The organism is Paenibacillus pini JCM 16418 (assembly GCF_000576305.1).
In the GTDB taxonomy this organism is placed as follows: domain Bacteria; phylum Bacillota; class Bacilli; order Paenibacillales; family Paenibacillaceae; genus Paenibacillus_AQ; species Paenibacillus_AQ pini.
On record NZ_BAVZ01000016.1, the window covers coordinates 25304 to 39798 of the forward strand.

Here is a 14495-nt window from a genome sequence, read left to right on the forward strand (position 1 = left end):
ATTTTAAAAATAAATATGTTTTAACTTTATTATCATACATAAAATGTTTGGGATTGGATCTCGCCTTGTCATATACTATGAATAATTAGTATACAAGGACAGAGAAGAAGGAGCTATCACAGATGGGCAATGTACAACTCTTAAAAAATCCTAAACACCGTAAGCTACTTGTCAGCGCTGGATTCAGTTGGCTGTTCGATGCGATGGACGTAGGTATCATTTCTTTTATTGTGGCCGCACTAACCGCAGAATGGAAATTGTCACCTCAGCAAGTGGGTGTTCTTACAAGTATGAATTCGATCGGCATGGTGATTGGAGCAGCAGCAGCAGGTTTTCTAGCCGATCGTTATGGAAGGAAGACAATTCTGTTATGGACGCTGCTTTTATTCTCAGCTGCTAGTGGATTATCAGCGTTAGCAGGTAGCTTCGCGGTGCTGTGCGTGCTCCGTTTTATCACAGGAATTGGGCTAGGAGGCGAACTGCCGGTTGCATCTACGCTGGTATCAGAGACTATGCCTGTAAAGGATCGTGGACGAGCTGTAGTGCTTCTAGAGAGCTTTTGGGCAGGGGGATGGATTGTAGCAGCGCTAATTGCATACTTCGTTATTCCGAAGTATGGTTGGCAGATGGCATTCGTAATCGGGGCACTACCGGCTTTCTATGCGCTGTATCTACGGCGGGCGATTGAGGATTCACCTCGTTATAAAGAGCAGCGTAATAAACGGATCAAGATTTCCCTGAGAGAGAAGATAGCTTCCATCTGGGCACCGCAATATCGTCGCACAACGGTGATGTTATGGATACTATGGTTTACGGTTGTTTTTTCATACTATGGCATGTTTTTGTGGCTACCCACGATTATGGGGCTTAAAGGCTTTAGCATGATTAAAAGTTTTGAATATGTGCTCATTATGACAATTGCTCAGCTTCCCGGTTATTTTACAGCAGCATATTTCATCGAGAAGTTTGGCCGGAAGTTTGTACTCGTCATTTATTTGATCCTTACCGCTGTTAGTGCCGCTTGGTTCGGATCTGCTGAATCAGCAGGTATGCTGATTGCGGCAGGCATCTGTCTTTCCTTCTTTAATCTCGGTGCATGGGGAGGACTGTATGCGTACAGCCCTGAATTATATCCTACCTCCGTTCGTTCTTCTGGTGTGGGACTCGCGACTTCCATCGGTAGAATTGGAGGAGTTATTGCTCCGTTACTAGTGGGTACACTTGTCGGAAACAATGTGAGCATCAGCATGATTTTTGGTATGTTCTTTGCTGTCATTCTGATCGGAGCCTTCGCTGTATTATTTCTTGGAATCGAGACGAAGGGTAAAGAATTGACAGATTAATAAGTAGTTTATCAAAGCGGGGCCACGGAAGTGTAGCCTCGTTTTTGTATTATTTGTAGATATAGAGCGGAAATTAGAAGTCTTAAGGCAACTGCCGTTTGTGAAAAGAGCATGAAGTGTACTATAATTAAACTTGTTGCAGTTATAAGTCAGGTAAATGGAGGTAACGATTTTGGAGCTTATTAATCCAGCTAGTGTACAGTTGCTTATTGATTCGTTAAAGAATGAAGATTTATATATACATCTAGAGATGACCACTGGAGCCTATGCATCTCATGAAGATGACTCTAAGTTTACGGCGTCAACATTTATTCGTAATGGTAAGGTGCAGTATAATCTTGGATCGATCTCAGGGTTTGGTCCTTATCGCGTCGGACTGAAGATGCAAGAAGGCTGGGTATATTGCCAAGGCCTTACGCATTGGATGAGTCTGAAACGGAAAGACTAATTATGGCAGGACATGATAGTGAAGGTAAGCTCGTTGTAGCACTACAGCTCAGCCGTGAACCCTTTTAAAAGAATGAACTAGAGAGAAGGTTGAAATCATGATGGAGAGACATATTCTTGTCGTGCTGCCGCATCCCGATGATGAATCATTCGGTATCTCCGGTACGCTTGCAAAACACATACAAGAAGGAACACAGGTAACTTATGCTTGTCTTACTTTAGGAGAAATGGCTCGTAACATGGGCAAGCCATTGATGGCGAATCGAGTCACTTTACCGGCACTGCGCAAGCAAGAACTACAGAAATCCTGCGATGCAATTGGCATTCAGGATTTGCGTATGTTGGGTTTCCACGATAAGACGATAGAATTTGAAGATCAGGACATGCTGACAGGACGGCTGCGTAGTCTTATTGATGAAGTTAAGCCTTCACTAATTATGACCTTTTATCCTGGATATAGTGTCCATCCAGATCATGATGCAACTGGAGCTGCCGTAATTCGCACGGTTACAGCGATGCCTGAGCAGGATCGTCCCAAAGTGTATTGTGTAGCTTTTTCAAAGGGTTGTGAGACAATCTTAGGCGAGCCAGACGTGACCGTAGATGTCAGTGCTTTTCTTAAGAATAAATTCGCATCCATTCGTGCGCATGCCTCGCAGTTCCGTTGGGATGAAATGCTTGGTAACAATAAGGAAACAGACGAAGCTGTACAAAAAAGATTTGCTAATGAGCGCTTCTGGACGTATCATTTTTAACTTGACAAAAAGTACATCTCCTTTTACAATCTTGGAAATCCTTAGCGGATTTATTCCAAGCAGTTGGAAAGGTGAGTTGAGTTGAGATGAGTCGAGATGAGAAGAGTGAAGTCAGCAGTCAAACGTTGTTGCAAAATGAGGATTCTAATGCCAATGAAGACATTCGGCTAGAGCGAATTGTATTTATTGGAAGAACCTATGACGAGTACATTCGGATGTTTAATTTAGAAGACAGGGATGTATTGGGTCGAGCAATTTTGGATTGTCCCGCTGGAGCATGCTCCTTTACTGCTGTCGCAAATGCTCAAGGTGCAGATGTAATCGCTGCGGATATTGCCTATTATTTTGGCATTGATGAACTTGAGGAGAAGGGCTACCGGGATATTGAACATGCGATGAAACATGTGGAGAAGAGTGCCGCATTGTACCATTGGAGTGAGTTTGAATCGGTAGAGACTTTAAATCAGACACGAGTACAGGCTTTGACTGACTGTGTCAGAGATATGAGGCTTAACCCTGATCGATATATTGCGGTTAAATTGCCCGTACTTCCTTTCGAGGATGAGCAGTTCGAAATGACCCTATCGGCGCATTTCTTATTCATGTATAACGATAAGCTAGACTATGCCTTTCATGTACAGACGCTCCAGGAGCTGATGAGAGTCACACAAAATGAAATTCGCATATTTCCTTTAGTAGATCAGAGCGGCGTGAAATATGACCGACTAGATGAGCTAAGGACCTATGTGGATCGCCAAGGCTGGGATTCGGTAGAGCTAAAGGTAGATTATGAATTTCAACGGAATGCTAGTTCGATGCTAGTTCTAAAGAAACGCTAATCGCGAAAGTTGCATTTGAACTTAAGGATGTAGAATAAGAAAAAGCCTTGGAATCTTCTGAATGCAGAAGACTCCAAGGCTTTTATTGTTATCTAATTGAACGAAGATTGAAGCAATTGTGGATTCCATAAATTCCACGGGTGTTGGCTCGGTGGCATCGAAGTCAGGGTAACTTCTTCCTTACTCACTGGATGAGGAAAGCCGACAAGAACGGACCAAAGGGCAATTTGCTGACCGACTTTGTTCAAGCCGTTGCCATATTTCTGATCTCCATACAAAGGACAACCCGCATGGCTCATTTGAACCCTGATTTGATGTGAACGACCTGTATGCAGCTCAACTTTGACTAAGCTTAAATGATCCGAGGTACCCAGTACCTCGTAATCAAGTACTGCTTCTTTAGCGCCCGGTGTACCGGGGCGAACAACCGTTACCGTATTCGTTTTGGGGTCTTTCAACAGCATGTTTGTCATAGTACCCTTCGATGAAGGTAATTTACCATGAACAACTGCTGCATAGAACTTGCGAAAATGACGACTGCGCACTGTTTCTGACAAGCGAGAGGCAGCCTTGGATGTTTTCGCGAAGATCATCGCTCCACCGACAGGTCGATCCAGACGGTGGATGAGACCTACGTATACATTGCCTGGTTTATTGTAACGTTCTTTAATATCCTGCTTCAGCAAGTTGACTAGATCAGGATCACCTGATGCGTCTTCTTGTGTAGGAACATTCACTGGCTTCACGATACCAAGCAAATGATTATCTTCGAACAAAATTTCAATTTGCGAATGCTGCATGTCTTGGCTCATCGCTTAAGACTCCCAGCGTCCTAGAATTCCGCATGGTAACATCATTCCGGAAGTAGTGATAGGTAGTCCTAACTCACCAGCAGAGATACTTCCACCGTATTTGCGCGATACGGTCATAGATAGCATATTGTTCAGTACGGTAGGTGAAATACCCGTTGTATAGGAATTCACGAGCATGAAGAGTGGATTGTCCGAAAGAATCTTCATACAGCTTTCAAGGAAAGGGTAGAGACTCGACTCGAGCTTCCACATTTCACCGCCTGGTCCACGTCCATAGGAAGGGGGATCCATAATGATGGCATCATATTTATTGCCGCGGCGTTCTTCGCGTTGTACAAATTTAAATACATCATCTGTAATAAAACGTACAGGACGGTCACTAAGCCCAGAAAGAGCTAAATTTTCCTTCGCCCATTGTACCATCCCTTTTGCAGCATCGACGTGAACGACATCTGCACCTGCTGAAGCAGCAGCCACGGTAGCACCACCAGTGTAAGCAAATAGATTTAGCACTTTAATCGGACGATTCGCAGCAGCAATCTTGTCCATCATCCAGCGCCAATTCGCTGCTTGCTCAGGGAATAATCCCGTATGTTTAAAATTCGTAGGACGAATATGAAACTTCAGTTTGTCGTAGGATACGGTCCAGCGATCCGGAAGTTGTTTCTTCATATCCCATTCACCACCACCAGCGGAGCTGCGATGGTAATGTCCGTGGACTTCTCGCCACTTACCTGTCTCTTTTTCCAAAGGCCATATAATTTGCGGATCGGGTCTGCGAAGAATCACATCGCCCCAACGCTCAAGCTTCTCACCGGCTCCGGTATCAATTAATTCATAGTCTTTCCAATCACGAGCTACATACATAATCCAATCCATCCTTCTGTCAAAATGTCATTTAGCCTTTATTGTACAACATTTTCAGGACAGAATGCACATTTTGTGTAGTAGTCCTGTTGCTGCTGAATGACGAAACCACATGACTCATAAAGTCGTAATGCTCCAGGATTATGTAAGGCTACTTCAAGCCAAAGGCTTAGGCCAGTGGGTCTTGCTAATGAAATGACCTGCTTAAGCGTACTGGTTCCAATACCCTGACCTCGTTTGCTAGGTATGACGACAAATCCATATATCCACATCCGATCTCCGATGGTTTCGAGTTTGATTTTGCCAGCCATGTCGTCCTCATGTTCAATGACATATACTGTGCTCTTAGGTTCAGAAGTGGATCGCTCAGCTTCTTCCTCGGATTCAGTAATACCAAAGGCTTCTATATCCATGGTAATTAGATCAAGTATGTCTTGAGATGTCGCTTGGCGTAGCTGGACCCGTTTCTCTTGGTTCGTGACGTCTTGAGGTACATCCGGGCTCCATTGCATTTGGAATTCTGAATGGGACTGCTGGTATCCAATCGACTTCAGAAAAGCAGTTCCAGAGCTAGATTTAGCTGGGGTATTCATAAGTATGGAGCTAACGTCATGTTTGCATAATGCAATTTTAGCTTCATTCCATAATGATAAGAAAATACCTTGTCGACGATAGTCTGGATGTACCATTCCACATGCTTCAACTTCATTTCCAAATGAGTATAGAGCGAGAAAACCAATTAAAAGTTGTCCTTCATAACGAAAAAAGTCCGTTTCTTGTCCTTCAATGCGATTGTTCAGTGTACCCCAGTTTAATTTGAGAGAGATGCCATCAGTCTGTTCGCACAAATGTTGTAACTGCTCAATATCCAATAATTGTTGATGGTTTAAAATAATAAGTCCCCCAATTGTTGTTTTGATGTAATTGTACAGTGGGGAGTTTACATATTCAATCTTATTAGATGATAGCATACGCCGCTTCCATATGGTTATTCACCTGAATAAGATGGGTGTAACATTTCTACATGAAGGTGGTCATGCTTGTGCCTGTCAAAAATGGTAAACAGTATATTGATCAAATTAATAACGCCAAGCCTAATGTGTGGTTACGAGGAGAACAGGTTACAGGTATGTTATCGGAGCACAAGGCTTTTCGTGGTCTAATGTCTACGCAGGCAGATCTATATGAAATGCAGCTAAAGGATGAGTTTAAGGATAAACTGACCTATACGTCGCCTGAAACAGGGGACAGCGTTGGGTTATCTTTTCTGCAGCCAAAGACGAAGGAAGAGTTGGAAAAAAGAAGAATCATGATGTCCGTATGGGGACAAAAACATCATGGTTTACTTGGGCGAAGTCCCGACTATATGAATACCGCGATGATGGCTTATTATGCAGCAGCGGATTTATTAGCAGAGAATAATCCTCAATTTGCAGAAAATATGAAAAATTATTATCATTATTGCCTTGAACATGATATTACGCTTTCACATGCCTTCATTCAGCCTCATGCCAGCCGCTATTCGGACATTGAGGAAGATGGAACAATTATTAGCTGCGCAGCCAAAGTGGTGGATCAAGATAAAGATGGCATTATCGTGACAGGAGCCTTCTTACTTGCAACACAAGGAGTAACGGCTGATGAAATACTTGTTTATCCCCCGGGTTCATTTTATATGCAAGAGGAGGATAACCCGAATACATTTGCTTTTGCCGTGCCTAATAATCTGCCAGGTATCAAATGGATCTGTCGTGAAAGTTTAGTAGGTGGAGATTCTACATTTGATTATCCACTGAGTTCGCAATTTGAAGAAATGGACACACTCGTTATTTTTGATGAAGTGAAGGTCCCTTGGGATCGTGTTTTTATTCTTGGCAGCGACAGTATGTCCACGCGTTATTTCGCGGAGAGTAATTTCCACGTGCATGCCGCTCATCCGGTCGTTTGTCGTTATGTTGCCAAGACGGAGTTTGTACTGAGCATCATCCTGAATATGGTGGAATCTTTAGATAAAGGAACGTACCCATTAGTAAAAGAACAGGTAACGGAAGTTATTGTTAATCTCGAGACACTTAAAGCGTTACTGCTTGCTTCAGAAGCGGGGGCGTCTATAGATCGATGGGGCAGTATGCTTCCGGATGGTACGACCCCTATGGACAGCAAACAGTATTTTCCCCAAAATTTATCCGCGAATGATGGAAATCATACAGTTAATTGGAGGTAGCGGGATTATTATGATCCCATCGGGACTTGATTTTGGAAGTGGAATGAATAAGTATTTATCGACGTACTTAAAAGGTACGGACTGGAAAGCGCAGGATAAAACCGCATTATTTCGGTTGGCGTGGGAGCTTAGTTCCAACGGTTTCGGAGGGCGTCAGATGTTATATGAACGTTTTTTCTTTGGTGATCAGACAACGGTTACTAACCGTCTATATAGCGGATACCCGGATAAAGAAAAGTATATGGAACTCATTAAACCTTTTCTCTCATAAGTTGTAACAAGGCGCCCTTGATCGAAAAGATCCAAAAGGACGCCTTGTTTATTGAATCAAGATTCATGTTGCGTTTTTTTATTTAGCGGAGCTGGGGTGCAATCACAATACGAACGGAACTCGGTTTATGTTTTCTGAGCAGAGAAGCCATCTTGCGTCTGCCACTTAAGCTGGAACTGTGAATGATAATTCGCTGAGGATAAATTTTTTGTTTGATCATATACTTTACAACAGCATAGCCTGTAGGTTGATTTTTACCAAGATTATAATCGAGAGAAAGATCCTTAACTGTGCAGGTATTTAGTAAGTGACAGCATTGTTCAGCAGTTTTGGCCAGATTATAGCCAGATGGACAGGGACGCTGATCGTCCAAAAAAACGTTAATATCCATAAACGATCCTCCTTTATCCTTATGTATATTTATGGTTAGAGGTGGGCGTGTTAGAATATTACGTAAAATATAAATTGAACTATGTTTTTACTATTTAATGAAGTAGTCATATCGTCACTTGCACCCACATACATATAGTATGGGAAACGTAAAGCTGTATAACAGGGAGAGAGAAAGCCGTTCGAAGAGCCATCCTGCTTGATAAGGAGGCGGACGGTAATGACTATTGAACAGCTTATTGCTTTGCTGGCACTTATAGTGATGATTATCGGACTGGTGAACAACAAGAGCAAGTCGTAGTTTGGGGGAAAAGAGCCAGCTCCGGCTCTTTTTTGCTGTTATTCTGAATGTACCCATTTTATATTTATAAAGAATATGGATATTATGGATACGAAGAGGAGAGAATATCATTAAAATTCCAACCCGATTTCTCATGGGAATGCTGGATGTTGTTTCATAAGAAAATATAAATAATTTTACATTAATGCTAATACATCTCTTTTATGGATGAATGTGTTTATGATAATTCTGATAGCAACTAATTTTTTTGATTAATAACGTAAAAAATCATCACATTTTTTAACATCTGGCGCCTTTTCCTAGTTAATAAGCTCAATGACTGTTATAATGTTATATAAGAGAACATGGTTGCTGGAGGAGGATCTGACCTTTTCTTTGTACGTACCATAGACTAGTCACTAAGCAAACCTAATAAAATGGTTAACAGACAAAGGGGATATGAACAGTGGAGATGAAATTGATATTTACGAACAAAGGGAAAAATGCGATTGAGAATTTTAAAAATGATGAGTTAATTGAAGTATTCTCAAGATACAGCAAAACTTTGATGAAAAAGTATGATCTTGTAATGTCTGTACCTGAAGAGTCCAATCATAATATCGTTGAAGAAGGAACACTGAAAGTTAAACTTGAAGATGTTAAATGTGATGTTGACACATTCTTCAAAGAACTAGCGCGTGATGTTAAAGTTCCTTTGAAGAAAAGAATCGTTGTTGGAGAAACTCTAGACAATGTATTCAAAACTGAAGTTATTAAATAATAACAGCAATTGCAGTGATATGTTATCCTAAAAGAGGAGGTCTAATAGACCCTTCTTTTTTTGTTGTATATACTCAGTCAAGGGAGAGACACATCATGAGCCAATTCAATTCTAAAATTACGAAAAGAGTAGCACCTCCATATCGGGCAGATCAAGTAGGCAGCTTTCTTCGTCCACAAGTTTTGAAAGAAGCAAAAGCACAATATCAACAAGGTGAAATTACAAAAGCTGAACTTCGTTCAATTGAAGATGTAGAAATTGCTAAACTGGTTGAAAAGCAAAAGGAAGTGGGTTTAACCGCTGTTACGGATGGTGAGTTTAGACGTACATGGTGGCACTTAGATTTTATTGAAGCTTTAGAAGGTATTCGAGTGTATGAAATTGATGCTTCTGGTCTATTCCACGGGGCAATGAAGAAAGCTAAATTATATACTGTAGATTCCAAATTGGGATTTCCGAAGAATCACCCGTTTTTAGAAGATTTTAAATATTTAAAAAGTGTCGCAGGAGAACATATAGCTAAATTTACAATCCCTGGTCCTAATATGATTTTTTACTCAGGTGTAGTTAACAGCCAAGCATACTTAGATCATCCAGCTTACCCAACATTAGATGAGGTAGCGGGAGACATCGTCAAGGTGTACCGCGATGCTATTCAAGCCTTTTATGATGCAGGATGCCGGTATTTACAGCTCGACGATACAAGTTGGGGCGCATTATTCAGTGATGATTTCAGAGAGAAGATTCAAGCTAAAGGATTTGATCCAGATGAATTGGTGAAAAAATTCGCGGACATTACTATTGAAGCTGTTGAGAATAAACCTAAGGATATGGCGATTACGATTCATATTTGTCGTGGTAACTTTAAGTCTTCTTGGTTGTACCAAGGTGGTTATGAACCCATTGCCGAAGAATTATTCTCGCGTGTCAATGTAGATGCATTCTTCTTAGAATTCGACAATGACCGTTCAGGAGATTTCAAACCTCTACGTTTCATCAAGAACCAGCATGTGGTGCTAGGTTTAATTACATCCAAAACAGGTGAACTTGAGAACAAAGAAGAGATTAAACAGCGTATTGCGGAAGCAACGGAATATGTGAATCTCGATCAACTGTGCTTGAGCCCTCAATGCGGATTCTCCTCAACTGAAGAAGGTAATACAATTACGGATCAGGATCAATGGAACAAACTTGGACTTGTCGTAGAAATTGCTAACGAAGTTTGGGGATAGGATGCTTCAACATTACGTGAAAAATAAGCCTTATCAGATCATATCTGACAAGGCTTATTTTAATTCTTATTTTGTGACTATTTATTTCATATTGATACTAGCCTTTAACTGTTTCTGATTCCAACTCACGGATGCGTCAAAAGCTTCTGACACGAAACGTAAGGGTACCATGGTCGTGTAGTTTACCATTTTTATAGGGTCTCCTAAATTAACGGCCTTGCCATTGACATAGGCTTGTTTGTTGCCAAGCTGCATTTCGATGGATGTATCATGTTTGGTTGCAACGATGGTCAATGTTTCAGGATTCCATAGAATATGTGCACCAAGCTTTTCAAATACATCCCTCATAGGGACGAGTGTAGTGCCTTTATTAATGAGTGCGGGCTGTTTGAAAGACTGCGTTACTCCATTTAATTCAATAACTACCTGTTTTGCACTGCTAGCATACGTAGGCTCTGAAGCCACAATGATTGAACTAAAAAGCATAGATCCAGTCATAACGGATGCTAATAGGGTTTTCTTTATATTCACTTTATTCACTCCTTGTTTGTAATACTCGCTATTACCCTCTAATCAATGATTGTTAACGACTTTAATTATGAAGAAGTTCATTTATTAATGATTTGTAAATATGTAAGTGAGAACAATTGTTATCTGAATTTGGTTTGTTCGATCTTAATCTTGTATTTTGAACAAATTACGATTATGATATGATCTAGTTTAGCTAGTAGAATCTATGGTGAGTAGGGAATACATATGTCAATTAATGATAACATTTTAATTAAGATCCGTGACATGAAACACAGTTTAACACCCGTAGAGAAATTAGTAGCAGAATATGTACTTGAGAATCTGGAGGAAATTCCTCATCTTTCGATTAAAAACCTTGCGCAACAGGCGAAGACCAGTGACGCATCCGTTCTTCGATTCTGTAAAACCATGGGCTATACGGGATACCGCAGCTTTATTGTAAGTATCTCAGCGTCGCTCGGTTCAATGGAAGAGGAGACAAGAGATCAATATACGGATATACAACCTGGTGATGAATTACCTGTAATTATTTCAAATATTTCTCGCAACAATATTAAATCCATTGAAGACACGCTTAGTGTCATCAATAAGAATGAAATTGCTCGAGCTGTAAAGATGCTTCGTCAAAGTAACCGGATTGCTTTCTTTGGTATTGGTGCTTCTGGACTGGTAGGTATTGATGCAGAACAGAAGTTTTCGCGGATCAACAAAATGTGTCATACCTATACAGATGGGCACAGCCAGCTCACTGCAGCTACTCTTTTGGAAAAAGGCGATGTGGCAATCTTTATCTCGAATTCAGGAAACACGATAGAGATTCTCGATGCTCTGGATATAGCTAAGAAGAACGGTGCATGTATTATTGCCATTACGAAGTACAATAAAAGCGGGCTTGCGGATAGGGCAAATATCGTGCTGAGCATCTCTACCCCAGAGGTGACGATTCGAAGTGGTGCAATGGGATCAAGAATTGCGATGCTTACTGTCATTGATATTCTTTTTGCTGGAGTCGCCAGTGCGGAATATAAGAGTGTGAAGAAATATCTAACGAAAACTCATAATATTATAGCTAGCAAACAGCGTAAATAAAAAGGCAAGCTTCAGCTTACCTTAGCAATATGAACAATGAAGGACATCGGCTTTAGTGCATTAGAGCTGATGTTTTTTTTGTAGAATAAAAATTAAAAAAACAGTTATTTGTTTTATAATAAAATAATATTTCAAAAACTGTTGACCAAACTGAAATTTCTAGTTAATATGAAATTAAGAAATGCGAGTAACGAGGATGGGAGGATGGCTATGGATGAATATCTGGCGGGATTGACAACAGAAGCAATTAATGAACATACACTGATGATTGATGAGTGTACAACGGAACAGATGCTACGTCTGATGAATGAACAGGATGCTAAAGTTCCGGTTGCGGTTGGAGCTGAAATTCCGCGAATTAGTAAAGCAGTCGATATTTTGCATCATACACTAAAAAATGGTGGCAGAATGTTCTACATAGGAGCAGGATCCTCTGGTAGACTGGGTGTGCTTGATGCATCCGAATGTCCACCAACTTTCGGTATTGATCCTCTAATTGTGCAAGGACATATTGCTGGAGGCGATGGTGCACTCAGGTTGGCTGTTGAAGGCTTTGAGGATAATGCAGAAGAGGGGATCGCGTTAATTGAGCGTTGCGGCGTAACAGAGAAGGATGCTGTTATTGGGATTACGGCGAGCGGAAGCGCACAATTTGTTATTGCTGGTTTGAAAAGGGCAAAAGAAATTGGAGCAGCAACGATTGGTGTAGTAAATAACAAAAACTCCAAATTAGAAAATGTTTGCGATGTGTGCATTGCACCTGTCGTTGGACCGGAAGCAATTATGGGATCAACAAGATTGAAAGCGGGTACAGCCCAGAAACTGGTTCTGAATATGCTTACGACTTGTACAATGGTGAAGCTTGGGAAGACATATAACAACCTCATGGTAGATCTGAAAGCGAGTAATATTAAGTTGCTTGATCGATCGGTTCGGATCATTAAGTCAGCAACAGGCGTGGATGATCATACGGCTGCTGCTTATTTGGAAAGCGCTTCCATGAGTTGTAAGTTAGCTATTATGATGATTAAAACGGGACTCGACGCAGAGGCGGCTGAGCAAGCTCTGGTTAAAAGTGAAGGTAGTTTAAAGACAGCAATACGAAATTTTAGCAACGTCATTTAATTTTTAATAGCTCAATGATATAAATAAAAAATATTTTTGGGAGGTATTTCTAATGAAAAAGAAAATGCGTGTATTAGCATCTATCTTTGCTCTATCCATGGCTATGTCTACTCTGGCAGCATGTGGAGATTCATCTAGTAAAGATGCTGGTACAACAGGTGGTACAGGCGATGCAAGTGCCAAAGATACCATTACTGCATTACTTCCACCAGTATCAGGTAATTTTCAAGATACGTTTGCACAAATCCAAAAAGATTTTACCGCAGAATATCCAAACTTGACCTTGAAAATTGAGCCTGCAAGCTGGGAAGATATGACCCAGAAGCTTGATACTCAAGTGAATGCTGGTAGTCCTCCAGATATCGCATTTATCGGTTCTGACGGTATTTCGAAATATGTACAACAAGAAATGCTTATGGACATCACGGATACAGCAACTAAAGAAATGGTAGCAGATTATGATCAAGTGCCTCTCGAATACATGAAGAATGGCGATGGACTATACGGCTTCCCAGCTTACATGGAAGTTCATGCATTGGGTGGTAACAGAGAATACCTAGAGAAAGCCGGTATTGATTGGAAGAAAGTTCAAAAAGAAGGATGGACTTTCGATGAATTCCGCGAAGCTATCAAAAAAGGTGTAGTTTCTGAAGGTGGCAAAACGTCTCGTTACGGTTTCGTATTTGCAACTGCGGGCGTAGCATCTAAAGATTATTTGAACATTTTGATCAAAAATGCAGGTATGCCTTCTGCGTTTACTAAAGATCTCAAATATGCATACACCAACAAAAACTACTTAGAAGTGTTGAAAGATATTCGCAGCATGATTGATGATGCTCGATGCCAAAAGAGCTTAGCTCTGTAGATGCAGGTAAACGTTGGAATATGTTCCTAACAGGTCAAACTATGATTACAGGTAAGGGTCTTGCAACATTCGAAAACTCTGCCAATAAGAACAACGAAAAAATTAAAGCGAAAGATGGTAGTGAAGTAAAAGGAAGTATTCCAGTTACCTACACAGTATTGCCCGTACCTAAATTCGCTGGTCAAGAGCAACAATCTAGCGTTGCAGTTGATGGATATGTTACTTTCCGTGGAGCTAAAGAACCAACTGCTGAACATAAAGCTAACGTTGTAAAAGCTGCGTATTTCTTAGCTAGTGGTAAAGTAGCCGCAACAACAAACAATGATCTTTTCGTAGCGCAAATTGCAGAGAGTGCAAGAAAAGCTGCGGAAAGCATGACTGTTACTAGAGATGCTGACAATAAAGCGGCTGTTGAGACTATGCTTAAACAAGCAGCACCTGCACGTCCTGATATTCCAACTGAACTAGGTGCAAAAGCAATTAAAATGGAAGATGAAGTTATCATTCCTAAACTGCAAGCACTAATCGCTGGTGAAATTACACCTGAGGCTATGTTTGAAGCCGTTAAGAAGGGACCATTGCAGCATTTGGCGAAGATGGCATTGTGAAATAATAGAGTACTGATTTCGGATAGTCGCGTGGAA

At 41.0% G+C, this 14495-nt stretch carries 14 protein-coding genes and 2 pseudogenes; 11 read left to right on the forward strand and 5 right to left on the reverse strand.

The annotated features are described in order from the left end of the window. Positions 1–122 precede the first annotated feature (122 nt). The 4 genes and pseudogenes from JCM16418_RS18210 to JCM16418_RS18225 all read left to right on the forward strand — a co-directional run bounded on the left by JCM16418_RS18210 (position 123) and on the right by JCM16418_RS18225 (position 3384). Positions 123–1343 (forward strand): MFS transporter, encoded by a 1221-nt coding sequence (locus JCM16418_RS18210; protein WP_036651864.1) that lies wholly within the window; start codon positions 123–125, stop codon positions 1341–1343. 172 nt (positions 1344–1515) lie between these two features. Then, positions 1516–1859 (forward strand): annotated as a pseudogene (locus tag JCM16418_RS18215) (YojF family protein). A gap of 32 nt (positions 1860–1891) precedes the next feature. Then, positions 1892–2545: a bacillithiol biosynthesis deacetylase BshB2 gene (gene bshB2 / locus JCM16418_RS18220; RefSeq protein WP_036651979.1), complete on the forward strand. Its 654-nt coding sequence runs from the start codon at positions 1892–1894 to the stop codon at positions 2543–2545. An 86-nt stretch (positions 2546–2631) separates the two neighbouring features. Then, a complete protein-coding gene (locus tag JCM16418_RS18225) occupies positions 2632–3384 on the forward strand; it encodes an SAM-dependent methyltransferase (protein ID WP_373280731.1) in 753 nt (250 codons plus the stop codon). Positions 3385–3476: 92 nt separating this feature from the next. Here JCM16418_RS18225 and JCM16418_RS18230 read toward each other — a convergent pair whose 3' ends face one another. From JCM16418_RS18230 to JCM16418_RS18240, 3 genes are read right to left on the reverse strand one after another with little or no spacing between them, the layout of a single operon-like run. Beyond that, positions 3477–4196, reverse strand: coding sequence for an RluA family pseudouridine synthase (locus JCM16418_RS18230; protein ID WP_036651866.1), 720 nt, complete (start codon positions 4194–4196; stop codon positions 3477–3479). Positions 4197–4199: 3 nt separating this feature from the next. Then, positions 4200–5063: a class I SAM-dependent methyltransferase gene (locus tag JCM16418_RS18235; protein WP_036651868.1), complete on the reverse strand. Its 864-nt coding sequence runs from the start codon at positions 5061–5063 to the stop codon at positions 4200–4202. Between the two features lie 38 nt (positions 5064–5101). Next, entirely contained in the window at positions 5102–6034 is a 933-nt protein-coding gene (locus tag JCM16418_RS18240) for a GNAT family N-acetyltransferase (protein WP_052020515.1), read from the reverse strand. A 71-nt stretch (positions 6035–6105) separates the two neighbouring features. Between JCM16418_RS18240 and JCM16418_RS18245 the strand changes: the two genes are divergently transcribed. Together JCM16418_RS18245 and JCM16418_RS26440 are read left to right on the forward strand one after the other, a co-directional pair. After that, positions 6106–7287: a 4-hydroxyphenylacetate 3-hydroxylase N-terminal domain-containing protein gene (locus JCM16418_RS18245; protein WP_256203068.1), complete on the forward strand. Its 1182-nt coding sequence runs from the start codon at positions 6106–6108 to the stop codon at positions 7285–7287. After that, complete coding sequence (locus JCM16418_RS26440; protein WP_256203069.1) at positions 7256–7558, forward strand: 4-hydroxyphenylacetate 3-hydroxylase C-terminal domain-containing protein; 303 nt, start codon at positions 7256–7258, stop codon at positions 7556–7558. The genes JCM16418_RS18245 and JCM16418_RS26440 overlap by 32 nt, the downstream gene beginning before the upstream one ends. 82 nt (positions 7559–7640) lie before the next feature. Here JCM16418_RS26440 and JCM16418_RS18250 read toward each other — a convergent pair whose 3' ends face one another. Next, on the reverse strand, positions 7641–7949 hold the full coding sequence (locus JCM16418_RS18250; RefSeq protein ID WP_036651870.1) for a cyclic-phosphate processing receiver domain-containing protein: 309 nt from the start codon (positions 7947–7949) through the stop codon (positions 7641–7643). 751 nt (positions 7950–8700) lie between these two features. Between JCM16418_RS18250 and JCM16418_RS18255 the strand changes: the two genes are divergently transcribed. Beyond that, entirely contained in the window at positions 8701–9009 is a 309-nt protein-coding gene (locus JCM16418_RS18255) for a hypothetical protein (RefSeq protein WP_373280732.1), read from the forward strand. Positions 9010–9104: 95 nt separating this feature from the next. Then, positions 9105–10241 carry a 5-methyltetrahydropteroyltriglutamate--homocysteine S-methyltransferase gene (locus tag JCM16418_RS18260; protein ID WP_036651874.1) on the forward strand — a complete coding sequence of 379 codons (1137 nt, stop codon included), beginning with the start codon at positions 9105–9107 and terminating at the stop codon, positions 10239–10241. Positions 10242–10322: 81 nt separating this feature from the next. Here the strand turns inward: JCM16418_RS18260 and JCM16418_RS18265 are convergent, their stop codons facing one another. After that, complete coding sequence (locus JCM16418_RS18265; RefSeq protein ID WP_036651876.1) at positions 10323–10772, reverse strand: copper amine oxidase N-terminal domain-containing protein; 450 nt, start codon at positions 10770–10772, stop codon at positions 10323–10325. 225 nt (positions 10773–10997) lie between these two features. Between JCM16418_RS18265 and JCM16418_RS18270 the strand changes: the two genes are divergently transcribed. The 3 genes and pseudogenes from JCM16418_RS18270 (at position 10998) to JCM16418_RS18280 (ending at position 14464) form a co-directional block, all read left to right on the forward strand. Then, entirely contained in the window at positions 10998–11861 is an 864-nt protein-coding gene (locus JCM16418_RS18270; protein WP_036651879.1) for a MurR/RpiR family transcriptional regulator, read from the forward strand. A gap of 210 nt (positions 11862–12071) precedes the next feature. Continuing rightward, the gene (gene murQ / locus JCM16418_RS18275; protein WP_036651881.1) at positions 12072–12986 is read left to right on the forward strand and encodes an N-acetylmuramic acid 6-phosphate etherase; all 915 of its coding nucleotides are present in this window, start codon (positions 12072–12074) and stop codon (positions 12984–12986) included. A gap of 52 nt (positions 12987–13038) precedes the next feature. Beyond that, positions 13039–14464: pseudogene (locus JCM16418_RS18280) on the forward strand (ABC transporter substrate-binding protein). Positions 14465–14495: the final 31 nt, after the last annotated feature.